18 protein-coding genes, 2 tRNA genes and 1 riboswitch are annotated in these 19,180 nt (G+C 44.5%); of the genes, 16 read left to right on the forward strand and 4 right to left on the reverse strand.

Translation table 11 applies throughout. From position 1 onward, the window contains the following. Positions 1-24 precede the first annotated feature (24 nt). A protein-coding gene (prfB, locus tag V6984_RS04995) for a peptide chain release factor 2 (protein WP_342758697.1) occupies positions 25-1,150 on the forward strand; the annotation gives its coding sequence in 2 pieces (ribosomal slippage) (positions 25-99 and positions 101-1,150; 1,125 coding nt in all). 89 nt (positions 1,151-1,239) lie between these two features. Here the strand turns inward: prfB and V6984_RS05000 are convergent. The 4 genes from V6984_RS05000 to V6984_RS05015 form a co-directional block, all read right to left on the reverse strand. Beyond that, positions 1,240-3,234 carry a methyl-accepting chemotaxis protein gene (locus V6984_RS05000; protein ID WP_342758698.1) on the reverse strand — a complete coding sequence of 665 codons (1,995 nt, stop codon included), beginning with the start codon at positions 3,232-3,234 and terminating at the stop codon, positions 1,240-1,242. A 205-nt stretch (positions 3,235-3,439) separates the two neighbouring features. After that, on the reverse strand, positions 3,440-4,165 hold the full coding sequence (locus V6984_RS05005) for a DUF975 family protein (protein ID WP_342758699.1): 726 nt from the start codon (positions 4,163-4,165) through the stop codon (positions 3,440-3,442). A gap of 68 nt (positions 4,166-4,233) precedes the next feature. Continuing rightward, positions 4,234-4,725, reverse strand: a complete 492-nt coding sequence (locus tag V6984_RS05010) for a hypothetical protein (RefSeq protein WP_342758700.1) — start codon at positions 4,723-4,725, stop codon at positions 4,234-4,236. A gap of 13 nt (positions 4,726-4,738) precedes the next feature. After that, entirely contained in the window at positions 4,739-5,185 is a 447-nt protein-coding gene (locus V6984_RS05015; RefSeq protein WP_342758701.1) for a hypothetical protein, read from the reverse strand. A gap of 288 nt (positions 5,186-5,473) precedes the next feature. On the opposite strand from V6984_RS05015, the gene V6984_RS05020 reads away from it, so the two are divergent. The 15 genes from V6984_RS05020 (at position 5,474) to V6984_RS05090 (ending at position 18,919) form a co-directional block, all read left to right on the forward strand. After that, positions 5,474-7,828, forward strand: coding sequence for a Tex family protein (locus V6984_RS05020; RefSeq protein ID WP_342758702.1), 2,355 nt, complete (start codon positions 5,474-5,476; stop codon positions 7,826-7,828). Positions 7,829-7,884: 56 nt separating this feature from the next. Beyond that, positions 7,885-8,030, forward strand: a riboswitch (FMN riboswitch). Between the two features lie 278 nt (positions 8,031-8,308). Next, positions 8,309-9,070 (forward strand): ECF transporter S component, encoded by a 762-nt coding sequence (locus V6984_RS05025; RefSeq protein ID WP_342758703.1) that lies wholly within the window; start codon positions 8,309-8,311, stop codon positions 9,068-9,070. Between the two features lie 231 nt (positions 9,071-9,301). After that, positions 9,302-9,994: an ABC transporter ATP-binding protein gene (locus tag V6984_RS05030; RefSeq protein ID WP_342758704.1), complete on the forward strand. Its 693-nt coding sequence runs from the start codon at positions 9,302-9,304 to the stop codon at positions 9,992-9,994. Between the two features lie 81 nt (positions 9,995-10,075). Next, entirely contained in the window at positions 10,076-11,752 is a 1,677-nt protein-coding gene (locus V6984_RS05035; protein WP_342758705.1) for an efflux RND transporter periplasmic adaptor subunit, read from the forward strand. Between the two features lie 12 nt (positions 11,753-11,764). Beyond that, entirely contained in the window at positions 11,765-12,982 is a 1,218-nt protein-coding gene (locus tag V6984_RS05040) for an ABC transporter permease (protein ID WP_342758706.1), read from the forward strand. A 119-nt stretch (positions 12,983-13,101) separates the two neighbouring features. Further along, positions 13,102-13,542, forward strand: coding sequence for a tRNA (adenosine(37)-N6)-threonylcarbamoyltransferase complex ATPase subunit type 1 TsaE (gene tsaE / locus V6984_RS05045; protein ID WP_342758707.1), 441 nt, complete (start codon positions 13,102-13,104; stop codon positions 13,540-13,542). Continuing rightward, positions 13,539-14,285, forward strand: coding sequence for a tRNA (adenosine(37)-N6)-threonylcarbamoyltransferase complex dimerization subunit type 1 TsaB (gene tsaB / locus V6984_RS05050; RefSeq protein ID WP_342758708.1), 747 nt, complete (start codon positions 13,539-13,541; stop codon positions 14,283-14,285). Before tsaE ends, tsaB begins: the two co-directional genes overlap by 4 nt. Positions 14,286-14,307: 22 nt before the next feature. After that, positions 14,308-14,742, forward strand: coding sequence for a ribosomal protein S18-alanine N-acetyltransferase (gene rimI, locus V6984_RS05055; protein WP_342758709.1), 435 nt, complete (start codon positions 14,308-14,310; stop codon positions 14,740-14,742). 99 nt (positions 14,743-14,841) lie between these two features. Continuing rightward, positions 14,842-15,090: a hypothetical protein gene (locus V6984_RS05060; protein WP_342758710.1), complete on the forward strand. Its 249-nt coding sequence runs from the start codon at positions 14,842-14,844 to the stop codon at positions 15,088-15,090. A 96-nt stretch (positions 15,091-15,186) separates the two neighbouring features. Next, positions 15,187-16,098, forward strand: coding sequence for a ribonuclease Z (locus V6984_RS05065; protein WP_342758711.1), 912 nt, complete (start codon positions 15,187-15,189; stop codon positions 16,096-16,098). 22 nt (positions 16,099-16,120) lie between these two features. Further along, the gene (locus V6984_RS05070; RefSeq protein WP_342758712.1) at positions 16,121-16,720 is read left to right on the forward strand and encodes a DUF6715 family protein; all 600 of its coding nucleotides are present in this window, start codon (positions 16,121-16,123) and stop codon (positions 16,718-16,720) included. A 23-nt stretch (positions 16,721-16,743) separates the two neighbouring features. Then, positions 16,744-17,787 carry a tRNA (adenosine(37)-N6)-threonylcarbamoyltransferase complex transferase subunit TsaD gene (tsaD, locus tag V6984_RS05075; RefSeq protein WP_342758713.1) on the forward strand — a complete coding sequence of 348 codons (1,044 nt, stop codon included), beginning with the start codon at positions 16,744-16,746 and terminating at the stop codon, positions 17,785-17,787. A 15-nt stretch (positions 17,788-17,802) separates the two neighbouring features. After that, positions 17,803-18,519, forward strand: coding sequence for a 2-C-methyl-D-erythritol 4-phosphate cytidylyltransferase (gene ispD / locus V6984_RS05080; RefSeq protein ID WP_342758714.1), 717 nt, complete (start codon positions 17,803-17,805; stop codon positions 18,517-18,519). A gap of 112 nt (positions 18,520-18,631) precedes the next feature. Beyond that, positions 18,632-18,717: transfer RNA gene (locus tag V6984_RS05085), tRNA-Ser, on the forward strand. Positions 18,718-18,829: 112 nt separating this feature from the next. After that, positions 18,830-18,919, forward strand: a tRNA-Ser gene (locus tag V6984_RS05090). Positions 18,920-19,180 lie beyond the last annotated feature (261 nt).

Below are 19,180 nucleotides of genomic sequence, written 5' to 3' on the forward strand. Positions count from 1 at the left end.
TAGAGAAAGTGTGGTGAACGTTAAGTGGTAGAATTGGATCAGATGAAATTAGAATTGCAGACATATGAAAGTCCGCTTGCGGAAGTGAGGGATTCACTTTGACTTAGATAATAAGCAAAGGCGAATCGAAGAGCTGGAAAGGGAAATGGAGGCTCCGGGATTTTGGGATGAACCCGATATTTCCAACCGCAAGATGAAGGAACTGAAAAGTCTAAAGGATATAGTGGATACGATAAACGGTCTGAAGGGCCAGTACGAGGACATTGGCGCGCTGATTGAAATGGGCTATGAGGAAGAGGATCAGGAGATGGCTGCGGAAATCCGCAGCGAACTGAATTCCTTTATAGAAACCTTCGAATTAATCCGCATCAATACCCTTCTGTCAGGCGAATATGACAAAAACAACGCCATTTTAAAGCTTAATGCAGGTGCCGGCGGAACGGAGAGCTGTGATTGGTGTGGTATGCTCTACCGAATGTATACCAGATGGGCGGAGCGAAGAGGGTTTACTATCGACGTATTGGATTATCTGGACGGCGATGAGGCCGGAATCAAATCCGTAACCTTTCAGGTCAACGGAGAGAATGCTTATGGCTATTTGAAATCGGAGAAGGGCGTTCACCGCCTGGTGAGAATCTCTCCCTTCAACGCCCAGGGAAAGAGACAGACTTCTTTCGTATCGCTGGATGTAATGCCGGATATAGAAGACGATATGGATATTGAAATCAATGACGACGACCTTCGCATCGACACCTATCGAAGCAGCGGAGCGGGTGGTCAGCATATCAATAAGACCTCCTCGGCAATCCGTATCACGCATCTTCCCACCGGAATTGTGGTACAGTGCCAAAATGAACGCTCCCAATTCCAAAACAAGGATAAGGCGATGCAGATGCTGAAAGCGAAGCTGTATATGCTGAGACAGGAAGAAAATGCGGAGAAGCTTTCCGGTATTCGCGGCGAGGTAAAAGAAATCGGATGGGGAAATCAGATACGTTCTTACGTGCTGCAGCCCTATACGATGGTAAAGGACCATAGGACGGAGGAAGAATCCGGCAATGCGGACGGTGTGTTAGACGGTGCTTTGGATCCTTTCATCAATGCATATCTGAAATGGATAAGCACGGGAAAGAAAAATACAGAACAATAAAAACGGACTCCTGAGAGTCAGTCATTCAAACGATGAGAGGTCAGTAAGTGGAAAAATCACCTGCGGACCTCTCGTTTAATATTTATGAATTATACCTGGAACTTTGCAATTTCTTCTATTAGTCTGTAAGTACTCTTTTTTGTCTTTTCTACAATTTCCTGCACTTCACTGGCTTTTTGAGTGGTATCGGAAACCCGGTTTGCAATGTCTGTAGTCCCTTTGGCGCCTTCATTTGCAGCGATAGCAACACCGTCGATTGCACTTATGATGTTTTGGATAGCGGATAACAGCACACTGGAACTGGAATAAAATTCTGATACCAGTTCATCCACGTATTTGGCATCCTTACTGTAGTGTTCTGCAACCTCCAGCAATACGGCATAATCATTAACAACATCCGTAGAAATATAGGATAGTACATCTTGTGCGCATTCAGACAGGCGGTCAACAGAGCCTGTTACCCTGGAGGTAGTTTCCTGGATCTTTAGAACAGCATTCTTGGACTGTTCTGCCAGAACCCGGATTTCTTCTGCAACAACCGAAAAGCCTTTTCCTGCTTCACCGGCTCTGGCTGCTTCTATGGAGGCGTTTAAAGCGAGAAGATTCGTCTGCGCGGTAATCTGCATAATGGATTCGGAAAGAATATCGATTTCCTTAACAACCTTAGTAGCATTCAGGGCATCTTGCAAATTTTGCTGGGTATTAGTTAATGCCTCTTTTGCCTTTAGAGTGGAAGCGATGACATTATCTTTGGTCTGATTTGCTCTCCGGTTAATCGCTTCCGCTTCGGTTGCCCCCTCCTGAGAGCGTGTTGCTATCTGCTGTGCAGTATGTTCGATTTCCTGAGCGGTCGCAGACATTTCTTCAGAAGATGCAGCAGTCTCCTCCATACCGGCAGATAATTCTTCGGTGGTGGCAGAAACATCCCCGATATTATCATATAGAATGCCGACGTTGTTTACTACCTGGTCGACATCACTTTCGATATATTTGGATTCCGTCTTAACCTGGTTGATCAGATTTCGGAGGGCGACCTGCATTTGCTGAATACCAACAGATATGATTCCTATTTCATCCTTCCGAAGGAGATTCGCCTTTGTTATTTCCTGAGTGAAATCTCCTCCGGCAATAGTGCGGATGGAAGAATCGAGGGAACGAATCGGCTTAACAATCTGATGTGTTGCACGTTCAATAGAAATTCCAATCACAAGAAGAGCGAAAACAAATGTAATCAGAATGTTTATCAATAATTGATTGAGGCTTTTCATAATTTCCTGTTCAGATACGGCAATTATCACAGACCAGTGAGTGCCGGGTACTGGGGCAAAATATGCGATTAATTTCTTGCCGTCTATGGTATAGACAGATGATTCTGATCCGCCGCTGGAGATTTTGTTCTCAAGCTCACTCAGACCGCTGCCTTCTAATTCACTTATCTTTTTGCTGATAATACTGTCATCCTGATGTGCAAGAATAGTACCATCTATACTGTTAACAAGATAAGCATATCCGGTCTCACCATAAGTGATTTGCTTTACAAACTCCGTGATATTCTCTAAACTGATATCACTGGCAAGAACACCGCGAAAGTTTCCGGAGGTATCATTGAGGAGGACGCTGCTGGATACCACCAATTTATTCGTTACCAGGTCGAGATAGGGATCGGTGAAACCAGCCGTTTCAGCATCATTTCCAAGCGTGTACCAATCACGTTGTCTTGGATCATAATCTGCCGGGGGTGTCCAGCCGGATCCATCGATCATTACACCATCCTTTGTACCGATATAAACATCAGAGAAGTTGGGATTGCTTTCTAAAATTGCAGAAAGATAGGATAATTCATCCGCAGAAGACAGGCCCATCTCCTCCAGGGTAGTCTTACTGCTGTTAATAATCTGTAATTGTACATTCAACCAGCCTTCTATTTTATTGGCACTGGAATAAGCAGTTTCCGATAATATCTCGTCCATGTTCTTCTGAATCACCTGCCTGGCGAAAAAGTAACCGATTCCGGAAATTACTGCTAATGCCAACAAAATAATTGGCAACAAAACTAGAAGCATCTTTAGTTTTAAGCTTTTCATAATAGTATCCTCCTTTATTTTCATCGTTTGTATAATAAGTTGTCACGTATTATAACACCGGAACTTATAGAAACGCAAGATAAAATGTACAAAACATATATGTACGTTATGAAATGTTGTAATGAATTTGGAAAGAGTTTTAAAAGATACTGTTACATAAAAAAAGAGGACATCACTCTCAGTAATTGCGATCCCCTCTTTTTTATTATTGTTCCTTCGGTTGATTTTTAACTAAGTCCATATAAAAGTTTGCCATGGTGGCGTTCATATAAGGAATAATCCATAGATATGCGATACAGCAGGAAAGAAGTCCCAGCAAAAACAAAGGAAGAAAGCTCAGCTCTATATAAAATAGCCGCCCCTTGTGCCCCTTCATCATATGACAGCTCATCTTCAAAAGCTCCTTTGCCGAATAATCGGGGAAATCCTGAAGCAAATAAAATGCCTGAGAAAGCAACAGGCTTACAAATATCAAGACAATGCATCCGACAATCAATGAAACCGACATGAGAAGCAGCATGACAGCGTTGCTGCCGTTTAAATAAAGATACTGAAAAATTGCTGCCGGTGCTGTGCATAAGTAGGAAGTCAGGCTAAGCGTGAACTGGATGAGTATGGATTTATCGGGATGCAATCGAAATCCGATAAAAACATCTCCCACAGAAACCGGTTGTCCGCATGCGACCTTCAAATAAAAGAAAGCCTGGCCTGAGGCGAATAGTCCTAAAAATAAGCTGATGATGAAAGAAACCAGGTAGTAAATCACGGTATAAACGATAGAGCCGTGCGGTATCATGAAAACCGGGATGGTTGACATAACTAAAGTGATCGCAGATACGGTCACAAAGGCTCCCACCGCGGTAGTATATTTTCCAAATAGCTGCTCTTTTGCCATGGCTTTCAATTCGGCAGAAGATTTATAATTGTTCATAGATTAAGTCTCCAATTCTAAGTCTGGTATTTTGCTAAGCCTGGTATTGGACTAAGCCTGATCGGCTTTCACCCTGCAAGATTTACGTTCATGCCCCGGTACTTCATAGCATCCGTGGACTTTAAATCCTGCTGGTAAGGATTCTCTTCATTAAAATATTTAATCTGCGTAGAGGTAGTGCCTCCCGATACGTAGCTGCGTCCGCACTCAGGACAGACGGAGGTATGTATGGAAACGTTAGCGGAAATAACTTTTCCGTTATTTTGAGCAGCATCCTTATACGCATTGGACACATGCTCCTGTTCGTGGGAACGCACCGCAGAAGCGGCTGCTCCGGGAGAAATATGTGCAGCGCTTTTAAAAGAAACCATTTCGTCGGAGCCATCCTGATATTTCCGGTCCTTACAAGTCTCACATTCTGCAGGCGAAGATTTCCGCCCGGGTGATTTGACCTGAGATTCTCCGGAATTTAAAATTGCACCTGAGCCGCTCTCATCCTGACCATATCCTTTTATGCCATAAATATTAGAAGTTCCGCTGATCGAATTTATCCCCATCATAATTGAGCTCCTTTCAATCATTAAATCCGTCGATAAAATCTCCTACAATATTCTCCAGAGAGTCGCCGAACACATCCTCCGAGTCTATACCATAAATCTGCTCATACATATTGTCATACTGCCTTGCGGTCCTCGTCAGAATATCGGGATTGTTCAATATGAAGACAAAGGAACTAACTATTACGGCCACATTTACGGCGAGACCGACAACTCCGCAGATAATGCCTGCCCTGGCATATTTTGCAAGCCTTGCCGCCCTGCCCTTGGATAAAATGGCGAATAAAATGGCGAGACTTCCGAAAATAAAAGGGAAATATACCGTCATCATAAATGCCGTCACAATAGAAATAGCGCCGAGAAACAATGCTGCTCCGGCGAGACTGTCGCCCGCCTGCCTAACCGGCGGTCTATAAGGATATCCTTGGGGAGCGTGTCCCTGATTGGAATTATTAAAGTCCATAGAAAAACCTCCTAAATAGTTACTGTTCATTCCGTTCTCAGCAACGCATGATGTTCTGCAATGCAGACTTTTTGCATTTTAATTCGCTTCACGAAGCAGAAATCATCCCCTGAATCACGTTCTTACGCAGATTAACAGCAAGTGTTAAGCTGCTGTGTGAACAGTAATACTAAATATACATTGTTATTGTAACACTTAATAATTGATAATACAATCTTGAAAATAACGCACTTTATCATCTATAATAAATAATAGTAATAAACATTTTACCTTTGAATGGAGCAAGCTATGGATATTATTTTAAAATTAAAAGATGAACTTAAGGTGGAAAAATGGCAGGTGGAAGCTGCCGTAAAATTAATCGACGAAGGGAATACTATTCCTTTCATATCCCGATACCGTAAGGAGGTGACCGGTTCCCTTAACGACGAGGTGCTGCGCGATCTGTACGAAAGACTTGTATATCTGCGCAATCTGGAAGAAAAGAAAGAACAGGTAATCGGAAGTATAGAGGAACAAGGCAAGCTGACGGAGGAATTGAAGGAGAAGATTCTTGCGGCAGAGACTCTTGTAGTGGTGGAAGACCTATATCGCCCTTACCGCCCCAAACGGAAGACGCGGGCCAGCGTGGCGAAAGAAAAAGGCCTCGAAGAGCTGGCGAAATGGATTCTTGCCCAGAATGGCGAAAGCTCTTTGGAGGAGGAAGCGGCCAAGTACGTGAATGAAGAAAAAGAGGTGAAGAATGTTTCGGAAGCGATACAAGGAGCCAAAGACATTATCGCGGAGAGTATTTCCGATGAAGCAGATTACCGTATTTACATTCGTGATATTACGATGGAAGAGGGCGCTATTGTCAGTACCGCCAAAGATAAAAAGGCAGAAAGCGTATATGAAATGTACTACGATTACGAGGAACCTCTTAAGAAAGCGGCAGGCCATCGCATTCTCGCGCTGAATCGCGGTGAGAGCGAAAAGGTGCTTACGGTGAAGGTGGCGGCGCCCGAAGAGCGTATCTTACTGTTTCTGGCGAAGAAGGTCATTACCTCGGACAATCCGGTTACGAAGCCGGTTCTTATGGAGGTCATCGAAGACAGCTACCGCCGTCTGATCGCTCCGGCGATCGAAAGGGAGATAAGAAATGATCTTACGGAAAAGGCGGAGGACGGGGCAATTTCCGTATTCGGGAAGAATCTGGAACAGCTTCTCATGCAGCCTCCCATTACAGGAAAGGTAGTGCTTGGCTGGGATCCGGCCTTTCGTACCGGCTGTAAGCTGGCGGTAGTGGACGAGACAGGAAAAGTGCTTGAGACCAAAGTCATTTACCCCACTGCGCCTCAGAACAAAGTAGAGGAATCGAAGAAGGAGGTAAAGCGGCTTATTAAGAAATATGGGATATCTTTGATTTCAGTGGGTAATGGTACCGCATCCAGAGAGTCGGAGCAGGTAATCGTGGAACTGATCAAAGAACTGGACACCCCGGTACAGTACGTTATTGTCAACGAGGCAGGGGCTTCCGTGTATTCTGCCAGCAAGCTTGCCACGGAGGAGTTTCCTAATTTCGACGTAGGCCAAAGAAGCTCGGCGTCCATTGCGCGAAGGCTGCAGGACCCTCTTGCGGAGCTGGTAAAAATCGATCCTAAATCCATCGGAGTAGGACAGTACCAGCACGATATGAATCAGAAAAAGCTAAGCGATGCTTTAAGCGGAGTCGTAGAGGATTGTGTAAACAAGGTAGGCGTAGACTTAAATACTGCTTCTGCTTCCTTGCTGGAGTACATTTCCGGAATTACCAAGGTAATCGCTAAGAACATCGTAGATTATAGAGAGAATAACGGCCGCTTTACCAATAGAAAACAGCTTTTGAAGGTGGCCAAACTGGGGCCGAAAGCCTATGAACAGTGCGCGGGTTTCATGCGTATTTTGGATGGAGTGAATCCTCTGGACGCTACCAGCGTGCATCCCGAGTCGTATGAAGCGGCGATGAAGCTTTTGGACAAGTTGGGGCTTACGATGGAGGATGTGAAGGAAGCCCAGAAGAAGGCGGCTTCTGAAAAAGGGAAGACGAAAACGGTAGCGCCAAGGCAGGAAAGACAACCGAAGCAGAACAAGGTAGTGATCCGAAACACTGATACTGCCATGGGAAAAGCCCTTGCAGCAGCTATGGGAGGCGTGGCCCTTCAGGAAGCTCCCGGTAAAAGCGCGGCGGAAGAGAGCTCGCCTCAAGCACACAATATCAGCTCCCTGGAGAAAAAGGTGAGGGATAAGAAAAAGACGGCACAGGAGCTTGGCATCGGCGAAATTACGTTGACGGATATTTTGAAGGAGCTGGAAAAACCTGCAAGAGATCCCCGTGAGAACATGCCTGCACCTATTCTGAGACATGACGTTCTGGATATGAAGGATTTGAAACCCGGCATGATTTTAAAAGGAACGGTGCGCAACGTTATTGATTTCGGTATTTTCGTGGATATCGGCGTACATCAGGATGGACTTGTACACATTTCCCAGATCACGGACAGGTTTATCAAGCATCCGTTAGAGGCGGTAAGTGTCGGAGATGTGGTGGATGTTCAGGTGATTTCCGTAGACGTTCCGAAGAAACGGATTTCATTAACGATGAAAATCAATAAGAGTAATAAATAATATCTTGACAAAGAGAAGCTTCGGACATATGATAAATAAGGAACAATTAAAGAGAGAAAATTCTTCGGGGTTGGGTGAAACGAGGCAGTTCGTCATTCCCTACCGGCGGTAATAGTCCGCGACCCGTTTTGATAAATATCGAAGCGGTTGATTTGGTGCAATTCCAAAACCGACAGTAAAGTCTGGATGAGAGAAGAAATGTAAGAAGCATATCGAATAACGGTTCATCGTTATAAGAATGGATATTACAGATTATTACCCCGAGTCATTACGACTCGGGGTTTTTTATGTAAGCAGGAAACTGCTCCTATTACATAAAAACAGCTGCGAGGACAAAAGCTGTGCGGCCAAAGTACTTAGTCGTGAGAGTGAGCGGAGCACACTTTTGTTCTGAGAAGATAATTTTTGGCTGGAAGAATTTTCCCTACGAACCCGGTGCAGACTAATAATAGAAAGCTGGGCTGATTTTAGGAGGAAGAAATGAAAGAGTTAATGACTGCGGTAACTGAAAACCTGATTTTTGTGGCAGAATTTCTCGGCATTGTAGCGTTTATGTTCGCGCTGGCCTATGCTTATGAAAAGTTGACGATGAAGAAAAGCGGCGATAAGGGACGCATCTTCTCTACCCGAAAGGTATCTATGATAGGTATGTTCTCGGCGATCGCCGTGATACTTATGCTTTTAGAAATCCCTCTGTTCTTCGCGCCGGGCTTTTATAAGCTGGATTTCAGCGAGATTCCGGTACTGATAGGCGCTTTTGCTTTCGGGCCGATGGCGGGAGTGACCATCGAATTTTGTAAAATATTGCTGGAGCTTTTATTGAAGGGAACGACTACGGCGTTCGTGGGAGAACTTGCTAACTTCATTATCGGATGCAGCTTCGTGCTTCCCGCTTCTATCATTTACCTGCATAGGAAGACGAAGAAGACGGCGCTTATCGGTTCCGTAACGGGTACCATATGTATGACGATTTTCGGTACGGCGTTCAACGCTATTTATCTGCTTCCCAAATTCGCACAGCTATACGGAATGCCGTTAGATGCCATCGTGCAGATGGGAACAGTGGTAAATCCTGCTATTGACAGCGTTACCACTCTTGTGATATTTGCGGTAGCACCTTTGAACATCATAAAAGGAGCCAGTGTATCGGCGGTAACAGTACTTATCTATAAAAAGCTCAGTCCTATTTTAAAGGAAGGCCATAAAAAGTCCGAGGTTAGTAAAGCTACAAAAATATCATAAAATAATTGAAGAAAAGTCCCCCGTTATTTCGTTATATATTAATGAATAAGAAACGACGGGGGACTTTGTATATGAATTTTTAGAAAAATTTAAGGTTATTAGTGTGGTATTATTAAAAATATAAATTATAATTAAAAGGTAAATTATAGTTGACAAATAGTATAAAATAGATTATTGTATTAGACGAGTAATACAGTAATACAAAACTGTGTTTTTGCAGGAGGGTAATGAATGAGTGCATTGGTTGACATTCGGGATATGTGTAAGGTATATAATCCTGGAGAGAATGAAGTAAGAGCACTTGACCATGTGAATCTGACCATCAATGAGAATGAGTTTGTTGCAATTATCGGGCAGTCGGGCTCGGGCAAATCTACGTTGATGAATATGCTGGGGTGTCTGGATATACCTACCAGCGGAAGTTATTTTTTGCATGATCAGGATGTATCGCATTTGAGCGACGACGAGCTTTCCGATATCAGAAATAAAGAAATCGGCTTTATTTTTCAAGGATTTAATCTGATACAGAATTTAACAGCAATAGAGAACGTAGAGCTGCCGCTGATTTATAGAGGAGTTTCCAAGAAGGAAAGGACGAGAATGTCAGAGACTGCGCTTCAGAAGGTAGGGTTGGAGAACCGTAAGACGCACAAGCCTTCGGAGATGTCCGGCGGACAGCAGCAGAGAGTAGCCATAGCGAGAGCGATTGCACAGGCACCTCCGGTGGTGCTGGCCGATGAGCCTACCGGTAATCTGGATTCCGCTTCCAGTAAGGAGATTATGGAGATTCTGAAAGGCCTTCATGCGGAAGGACGTACGATAATCCTGATTACTCATGATAATGATATTGCAGCGCAGGCAGAACGCGTTATAAAAATAATGGACGGATCGATTGTTCATGATTCTGCGGAGAAAAATGAGTAAAGTACACTCATTGAGCAGAAAACACTCGTCGGGTAAGAAACATGCGTAGAGAGAATTAAGAAGAGGGAGAATGTTATAACAATGAAGCTGGAAGAAAATAAGGACTTGACTAAGAAGCAGGAAAAAGAGCAGAAGAAATCAGAAAAGACAGAAAAGAAGAAAAGCAAGAATCCCAAGGACGTGGAGGAGAAGACTGAAAAAAAGACTCTCGTGGACGTGGAGGAAAAGACCGAAAAAAAGACTCCCGCGGACGTGGAGGAGAAGACCGAAAAGAAGATTCCCATGGATGCGGAGGATAAGACTGAAAATAAGACTTCAATAAATGTAGCTGTGAAGAAGAAAAAAAAGACTCCTATGGACGCGGCAAAAAAGAAAAAAATAATTAAGAGAAGTATCCTGGGAGGCGTTGCCGGCGTTTTTGTGCTTTTTATCGTCATATCAAATATCGCGGCAGCAAATACAAAGCCTGTGGTGTACACTGCACAGGTATCCAAGGGAGACATCGAACAGATGTTAAGCACCAGTGGAACAGTAACCTCCGATGAGACGAAGACTTATTTCACTCCTATCAGCGTGAAGATTGGTGAGATTAATGTTGCGGCGGGAGGAACCGTACAGAAGGGCGAGCCGGTCATTACATACGATGAAACAGCACTTACCAACGAGAAGAAGACGACGGAGCTTAAGCTGCAGGCTAATGAGGGAAGCTATAGCAATTCCATACAAAAGAACAATGAAAGCCTTGGAGATTTGGGTGAAGCGAATGTGAACCTCGATGTTTTGGAGCAGCAGATTACCGACATCGATAATTATATCAAGGAGCTTCAGAAAAAAGTGGATGACAAGAAAGCCGCTCTGGCCTATGAAGGCTCTCTTCTTCAAATATCGCTCATCGATTGGGCCGACAAGCCGGATTCCGACGAATATGAGAATCTTCAGAAGCTTGTCCAGATCAACAATTATGAGCAGACCAATAATAAGGACATTCGCGCTTGGCAGGATGAAATTACCAAGTATACGGAGATGCTCAATAACTGCAAGGAGTATAAATCCGAGATGAAATCCCAGAAACTCTCGGCGGACGGTACGAAGCTGAATGAAGGCGGAAAAGAGGAGCTTGAGGCTAATACAGAGATACAGAGCATCAGTTCAAAAACCACACTGGATTCCATTAATGAGGTTGAGAACGGTGTTTTGGCGGAATTTAACGGCGTTGTAACTGAGATGAACGTAGTAGAAGGTGCAACACCTGCAGTAGGTACGCAGTTATTCAAACTGGAAAGCACGGATGATGTAAAAGTAACTATAGAAGTGACGAAATATGATCTGGAAAAGCTCTCCGCAGGACAGAAGGCAGTAGTTACCATTGCAGGCAGTAAATACGATGGTGAAGTGAGCAAGATCAATAAGATGGCGACGAAGAATAACAGCGGAGCTGCAGTGGTAAGCGCAGATGTTAAGATTCTGAATCCCGATGAAAAGATATTCCTCGGAGTAGAGGCCAAGATTGCAGTCAATACGGCGAAGGTGGAGCAGGCTGTGATTGTTCCCGCCGGTGCGGTGAACACGGACATGGACGGAGACTTCGTATATGTGGTGGAAAACGGGTTTGTCGTCAGAAAACCTGTAACTACGGGCATTTCGGATGGGATGAATATAGAGATTACGGAAGGCCTGCAGGAGGGTGAACAGGTAATGACCGAGGTGTCTGCGGGAATTACCGAGGGAATGGCAGTATCGGCGGTACCGCAACAATAAAGGAGAGCGAAGATGACACAGGTATTGGAATATGTTAAGATTGCTCTCATGAATATTAAGGGCAATAAAGGCCGCTCTTTCCTTACGATGCTCGGTATTATCATCGGCATCTCCTCGGTTATCATGGTCATGGCCATCGGTAACGGAGTAAGAGGGCAGGTAAATGACGAATTGGAAAGCATAGGAGGCGGGCAGATTGCAGTTTACGTTGACAGTTCGAAGAAGGAAACCACGGTCACCTTCACTCAGGATGATTTCGACTTAATCATGAATGAGGTGGATCATGTAAAGGCGGTAACAGCCAGCTATAACGCTTACGGAACGGCGGAAGGACCTAAGGGAGATTTCGACGCCACCCTTTCAGGAGGTAACGAAGGTTTACAGTATGCTTCTTCCGACCCGATAGTCAAGGGAAAGTATTTTTCCAAGGGGGATGCGGAAGGCGGAAATAAAGTGTGCGTCATTACGGAGAACAGCGCAATTGCTCTATTCGGTACGACGGACGTTATAGGAATGAGCTTCGACGTGACGCTGTATGGAATCACACAGGAGCTTACCATTGTGGGAATCAGGCAAGATAATGCCTCCAGCCTTGTGAATATGATGATGGGTGAACCCTCCATTCAGGTAGAGGTTCCGCTGACAGTGTTAGGCTATAATTTCGGCTATTGGATAGAAGATTTCGAACAGTTTTATATTATGGCGGATGGCTCGGAATATTCCTCGGATATAGCGAAGGAAGCGGTGAACATATTGGAAAACAAGTACAATGTGCGCGGTGAAGGTCAGATTCTGGTACAGAGCTTTACGGATGTAAGTGCGCAGTTCGACAGCATTCTAAGCATCATAACCTTATTTATTTCTTTTGTGGCGGCAATTTCACTTCTCGTAGGCGGTATCGGAGTCATGAATATCATGTTGGTATCCGTAACAGAACGTACGAGAGAAATCGGTATAAGAAAAGCCCTGGGTGCGAGAACAGGTTCCATTCTTTTGCAATTTTTGGCAGAAGCGGGAATTATCACGCTAATGGGAGGTTTGATCGGTATCATGTTAGGAATACTTGGAGCGAACGTGGTTTGCGCGATTGCCGGAGTAACAGCGAGAACTCAGGTATCCACGATTCTGGGCGCGACCATATTTTCCTCGGCGGTCGGTCTTTTCTTCGGAATCTACCCGGCGAGAAAAGCAGCGAAGTTAAGCCCTATAGAAGCGCTGCGCCACGAATAACTGAGAACGGATAAGGGCTTGCACTTTAAGAGATTTTGGGTATAATAAAATAATGAATGGTAAGACACCTGCCATAGCGGGTGTCTTTTTGAATAACAGGAAGGTGCAGGGGTATTTAGATGAAAGTGGATTCGTTCAGTGCGAAGGAGACCTTTGCTCTTGGGCAGCAGATAGGAGAAACGGCGAAGCCGGGAGAGATTTATACCTTGATTGGCGATTTGGGGGTAGGCAAGACCGTTTTCACCCAAGGAGTCGCAAAGGGACTGGGGATACAAGAGTCTGTAAACAGTCCGACTTTTACTATTTTGCAGGTATATGAAGAAGGCAGGCTTCCCTTTTATCATTTCGACGTTTATCGTATCGGCGATGTGGAAGAAATGGATGAAATCGGCTATGAGGATTATTTTTACGGCGACGGCATATGTTTTATAGAATGGGCGAACCTTATTTATGAGATATTGCCGGAGCGCTATAAAGAGATTACGATATGTAAAGATTTACAGAAAGGCCTGGATTATCGCTTGATTACAATAGAAGAAAAAGAAAGAAGCGTACAATGAAAATATTAGCTTTGGACAGTTCGGGGTTGGTGGCCTCCGTCGCAATAGTGGAGGACGATGACCTGATTGCGGAATATGACATTCAATACAAAAAGACTCATTCACAAACGCTTTTGCCAATGCTGGATGAAATTAAAAAAATGATAGATTTGGATATGTCTTCTCTGGATGCGGTGGCTCTTGCCGCAGGACCAGGTTCCTTTACCGGACTTAGAATCGGTTCGGCTACGGCCAAGGGTCTTGGGCTCGCTCTTGGAATACCGATTATCGAGATTCCTACCTTAGAGGGTCTGGCGTACAATCTGTATGGAACAAGAGAATATATCTGTCCGATTATGGATGCCAGAAGGGGGCAGGTATATACGGGAGTTTATGAATTTGTAAAAAACGAAGATTTGGATAAAGACGGGTATCGGTTGGAAGAGGTGGAGCCTCAATGTGCGGTGGGAATTGAGGAGATTGCCGAAAGATTGAATCATTTTGGAAGGGAAATCATATTTTTGGGAGACGGCGTGCCCGTATTCAGAGAAAGGCTTAAGCTCCATATGAAGGTTCCTTATCACTTCGCACCTGCCCATTTAAACAGGCAGCGGGCGGCGTCAGTAGCGGCGCTTGGCGGCATTTATTATAAAGCCGGTAAAAGCGTGGACCCCAAGGATCATGCTCCTATCTATCTTCGCCTATCTCAGGCTGAGAGGGAACGAAGTGAAAAAGCAAATAAAAATGAAAATTGTAAATTGTGAATAAGTAAGAGGGGTTCCCGGATTGATTATAGTAAGACGAATGGAAGAAAAAGATACACTCCGCGCGGAGGAATTGGAAAAGGATAACTTTTCCGAGCCATGGTCGCAAAAGTCTTTTTTGGAGACGATACATTTGAACTATGCTTATTATTTTGTGGCTGAGGAGAATGAATCGATCATAGGAATGTGCGGACTTAAGAATATCGCGGGAGAAGGAGAAATTACCAATGTGGTGGTGGATAAAAGCCGAAGGAAACAAGGAATAGCTGAAATGCTGCTGGGGAAAGCGCTAGATGAGGGCGTAAGGCATGGTATCGAAGCGTTTACATTGGAGGTCAGGGCAGGAAATGAGCCTGCCATTCGCTTGTATAAGAAGTTTGGCTTTGAAAGCGAAGGCATCCGAAAAAATTTTTACGAAAAACCGAAAGAAGATGCCGTGATCATGTGGAAAAGATAGGAAAAGTGCGAAACAATTACCACTGTTTTTGCTCTATGGATTCATGTATAATTACAGATATAGAACGATGGATTTAGTACATCTTGGGAGGATGAGACTATGCGTAAATATCTGGATGAAAAAAAGACGGAGCTTTCGGCCGTTATTTGTAATCATTGTAAAAAAGAATTATTGGTAGAAAATGGAATTTTAAAAGAAGGCTGTCTGGAAATCAACACTTCTTTTGGATATTTCAGCAAAAAGGACGGGCAAAATCACAGCTTCGATTTGTGCGAAGACTGTTACGATGCGATGATTGCCAAGTTCAGAATACCGGTGGACAGTACAGATATTAAAGAATTTTTATGAAGGTTTCATGAGTGCCTTGCACTCATTACTCATTAATCGTACTGTCTGGAAAACCGTTGCTCCGATTCTGAACGAGGTGTCAGGATAGGAGTTTTCATGTTAGATGTTTGTTTGTTAGGAACAGGAGGAATGATGCCGCTTCCTCATAGATGGCTGACTTCCTTAATGGTAAGGTATAATGGAAAGAGTATATTGATTGATTGCGGGGAAGGAACACAGATTGCTATGAAGGAAAAGGGCTGGAGCCCGAAGCCTATCGACATTATCTGTTTTACCCACTATCATGCGGATCATATCAGCGGACTGCCGGGAATGCTTCTCACTATGGGAAATGCGGAGCGGACAGAGCCGCTTCTTTTAGTGGGGCCGAAAGGATTGACCCGCGTAGTGTCTGCGCTGCGGGTAATTGCTCCGGAACTGCCCTTTGAAATAGAATGTATGGAGCTGGCGGAGCCGGAACAGCGCATCGATCTGGATGGCTTTCGGATAGAAGCTTTTCGTGTCAATCACAATGTGATATGCTATGGATACAGCATTGTAATCGATCGCATCGGAAAGTTTCATTTGGAAAAAGCGATGGAGCTTAACATAGACAGAAGGTATTGGAATCGTCTGCAAAAAGGAGAATGCGTGGAAGTGGAGGGACAAACCTATACTCCCGATATGGTATTAGGCAGTGCAAGGAAGGGACTTAAGGTAACCTATTGTACGGATACCAGACCTACAGAAAGTATCGTTCGAAATGCGGTGGGGGCTGACCTTTTTATCTGCGAAGGGATGTACGGAGAACCGGATAAAAAAGAAAAGGCGAAAGAATATAAGCACATGACCTTTTATGAAGCAGCCGAACTGGCTAAGGAAGCAAATGTACAGCAAATGTGGCTGACTCATTACAGCCCGTCTCTTGTGCGCGCGGAGGAATTCATGGATGCCGTAAGAGAGATTTTTCCGAGGGCTGTCGCAGGCAAGGATGGCAAAACTATAGAGCTTATGTTCGAAGAGGATTAGGGCATGAGTGAAGGAGGTACGCATGGGAAAGCTTGCTAATAGAAGCAACAATGGACAAAAAAGCATAGGTAAGACGATAATAATAGGAATTATTCTAGTGGCTCTTCTGGCGGGCTTTTATTATTATATGTCTGCCAAGACGGAGGGGGAGAAGGAGAAGGAAGGTAATAAAGTTACGAAGACCGGGCAGATGCTTCAATACGATTTCGACAGGAAATATCCGCTGTCGCCCAAAGAGGTAGTGAAATATTACAGCGAGATTACTCAGTGTTTTTATAATGAAGAGATTTCGGAAGAAGATGTTTATGCACTGGCTATGCAGATTCAAAAGCTCTATGATGAGGAGTTGATAGGAAATCAGACGGAAGAAGAGTACATAGAAAAGCTGAAAAGTGAAATTGCGTCCATGAAGGAAAACGAGTTTGTCATTTCCAGCTACTCCATCTCTTCGAGTACAAATGTGGAATACTATACCGATGGCGGCTATGAATGGGCCAGTTTGTACTGCGTGTACGGTATTCGGAAGGGAACGGCCGTAATGAACACTAATGAGAAGTTTCTGCTTCGAAAGGATGAAGCGGGTCGCTGGAAAATATATGGCTGGACATTGGCCGATAATTGATGAAAAAGGATACGGTTTTAAAGATGAGCAATAGAATAAAAGGCGATAAAGATATTTTAATTCTGGCAATCGAAAGCTCCTGCGATGAAACGGCGGCTTCCGTTGTAAAAAATGGCAGGGAAGTTCTCTCCAACGTTATTTATTCCCAGATAGCGCTTCACACGGTGTACGGCGGAGTCGTGCCCGAGATTGCGTCGCGCAAGCACATCGAGAAAATCAACAAGGTGATCGAACAGGCACTTTCTGAGTCAGGAGCAGAACTGACGGATATAGATGCGATAGCCGTTACGTATGGGCCGGGGCTTGTAGGTGCGCTTCTGGTAGGAGTGTCGGCGGCAAAAGCCATCAGCTTCGCCTCAGGAATCCCGTTAATAGGAGTACATCATATTGAGGGTCATATCAGTGCGAACTTCATTGAAAATAAAGAGTTAGAACCGCCTTTTATCTGCCTAGTCGTATCCGGCGGGCATTCCCATCTGGTAGTCGTGAAGTCTTATGGCGAATATGAAATCATAGGGCGCACGAGAGATGATGCCGCAGGAGAAGCCTTCGATAAAGTGGCCCGCGCCATAGGTCTTGGATACCCGGGCGGGCCCAAAATTGACAAGGCTGCAAGGGAAGGCAATCCGGAAGCGATTCGTTTTCCCCGTGCCAAGGTAGAAGGGGCGGAGTACGATTTCAGTTTCAGTGGATTAAAGTCTGCGGTATTGAACTATCTGAATTCCTGCGAAATGAAGGAAGTTGAGGTAAATGTACCGGATGTGGCGGCTTCCTTCCAGAAAGCGGTCATAGACGTGCTGGTAGAGCATTCCCTTGCTGCAGTCAAGGAGTATGGATATGATAAATTTGCCATCGCTGGCGGAGTGGCATCCAACAGCGCTCTCAGAGGAGCGTTGGAGAAGGAATGTGAAAAAAGAGGAATTGCATTCTACTCCCCTTCTCCTATATTCTGTACGGATAATGCGGCAATGATAGGTGTGGCTGGTTATTATGATTATATAAGCGGAATCAGGCACGGCTATGATTTGAACGCGGTACCTAACCTGAAATTGGGTGAGAGGATTTAACGAGAGGGATTAAAATTGAAGACGAAGTGTGCAGCAGTCGTATTATCGGCGGGGCAGGGTAAGCGAATGAACAGCGACGTACCGAAACAATATCTTTTTATCAAGGATAAGCCGGTACTTTATTATTCCCTGAAGGTATTTCAGGAGAGCTTCATAGATGAAATCATACTGGTAACGGCAGAAAGCGATATCGAATATTGTAAAAAAGAAATTGTTGAAAAATACGGTTTCGATAAGGTTTCCCGCATAACAGCAGGCGGCAGGGAAAGGTACCATTCCGTCTTTGCCGGAATAGAAGCAGCAGCTGAATGCAGTTATATTTTCATCCACGACGGAGCCAGACCTTTTGTAACGGCAGAAATTTTAGAGCGCGCTTACGCAAGCGTTATTGAATATGACGCATGTGTCATAGGCATGCCTTCCAAGGATACCGTTAAATTAGTGGATGAAAACGGCTTTGCCTCTACGACACCGAAACGGGATTTAGTATGGACGGTGCAGACGCCGCAAGTGTTTTCTTTTCCTTTAATAAAAGAAGCCTACAGCATTTTGATTCGGGACGAGAAGCGTCTTCTGGCAGAGGGAATGCTGATCACAGATGATGCGATGGTTATGGAGACTTTTACCGATACAAAGGTGAAGCTTGTGGAAGGCAGCTACGAAAATATAAAAATCACAACTCCTGAGGACTTAAAAATAGCGGAAGCTTTTTTGGATAAAGCCGATAAATAGCGCCCTAAAGACGAGAACGGAAAATCTTTTGAGAAAAGTTGAGAAAAGTTGTTGACACAGCACTCCTTTTTTGCTAGAATAATTTTTGCGCTGCTGAGCGGTGCACGAACATGGAGAGGTATCGAAGTGGTCATAACGAGGCGGTCTTGAAAACCGTTTGTCCGAAAGGGCGCGTGGGTTCGAATCCCACCCTCTCCGCTGGAGATACCTTCTCCGCCGAACATGTTGTCAATAAGCCGATAACATTATAAACAGCATTAAGAAGCAAGAGAGAATCAATCTTCATCTTATGCAACATCAGCTTTTATTTGGAGAAGTACCCAAGATGGCTGAAGGGACACCCCTGGAAAGGGTGCAGGTCGTTAATAGCGGCGCGAGGGTTCAAATCCCTCCTTCTCCGTACCGTGTTTGCTATTTATACGGTTGGTAATTTTTCAAAAAATTGCCTGATCTGAACCTTGACAAATAAACAGTAATGCAACCCTGAAAATTCTTAAATGAGAGCATGCCCCGGAAGGGGAACATGCAGTACCATGAATGAAAATTCAGAGAACGGCATCCGAAAGGATGCAACCTAAAAAACAGTAAAAGTCGTAACGGGAAGAGGAAGCTCGTAAAGAGCGGAGAAAGCCCGGAATGACTACGGGAAAAGATTAGCCAA

It is taken from the genome of Kineothrix sp. IPX-CK, from assembly GCF_039134705.1.
In the GTDB taxonomy this organism is placed as follows: Bacteria; Bacillota; Clostridia; order Lachnospirales; family Lachnospiraceae; genus Kineothrix; species Kineothrix sedimenti.

Coding starts and splice junctions, on each gene's coding strand:
- V6984_RS05015 (WP_342758701.1), bottom strand. CDS start 5,185: ATGGACTTTAATAATTCCAATCAGGGACACGCTCCCCAAGGATATCCT.
- V6984_RS05035 (WP_342758705.1), top strand. CDS start 10,076: ATGAAGCTGGAAGAAAATAAGGACTTGACTAAGAAGCAGGAAAAAGAG.
- V6984_RS05000 (WP_342758698.1), bottom strand. CDS start 3,234: ATGAAAAGCTTAAAACTAAAGATGCTTCTAGTTTTGTTGCCAATTATT.
- V6984_RS05060 (WP_342758710.1), top strand. CDS start 14,842: ATGCGTAAATATCTGGATGAAAAAAAGACGGAGCTTTCGGCCGTTATT.
- tsaE (WP_342758707.1), top strand. CDS start 13,102: ATGAAAGTGGATTCGTTCAGTGCGAAGGAGACCTTTGCTCTTGGGCAG.
- V6984_RS05040 (WP_342758706.1), top strand. CDS start 11,765: ATGACACAGGTATTGGAATATGTTAAGATTGCTCTCATGAATATTAAG.
- V6984_RS05030 (WP_342758704.1), top strand. CDS start 9,302: ATGAGTGCATTGGTTGACATTCGGGATATGTGTAAGGTATATAATCCT.
- V6984_RS05010 (WP_342758700.1), bottom strand. CDS start 4,725: ATGATGGGGATAAATTCGATCAGCGGAACTTCTAATATTTATGGCATA.
- V6984_RS05005 (WP_342758699.1), bottom strand. CDS start 4,165: ATGAACAATTATAAATCTTCTGCCGAATTGAAAGCCATGGCAAAAGAG.
- tsaD (WP_342758713.1), top strand. CDS start 16,744: ATGAGCAATAGAATAAAAGGCGATAAAGATATTTTAATTCTGGCAATC.
- V6984_RS05065 (WP_342758711.1), top strand. CDS start 15,187: ATGTTAGATGTTTGTTTGTTAGGAACAGGAGGAATGATGCCGCTTCCT.
- V6984_RS05020 (WP_342758702.1), top strand. CDS start 5,474: ATGGATATTATTTTAAAATTAAAAGATGAACTTAAGGTGGAAAAATGG.
- tsaB (WP_342758708.1), top strand. CDS start 13,539: ATGAAAATATTAGCTTTGGACAGTTCGGGGTTGGTGGCCTCCGTCGCA.
- V6984_RS05070 (WP_342758712.1), top strand. CDS start 16,121: ATGGGAAAGCTTGCTAATAGAAGCAACAATGGACAAAAAAGCATAGGT.
- V6984_RS05025 (WP_342758703.1), top strand. CDS start 8,309: ATGAAAGAGTTAATGACTGCGGTAACTGAAAACCTGATTTTTGTGGCA.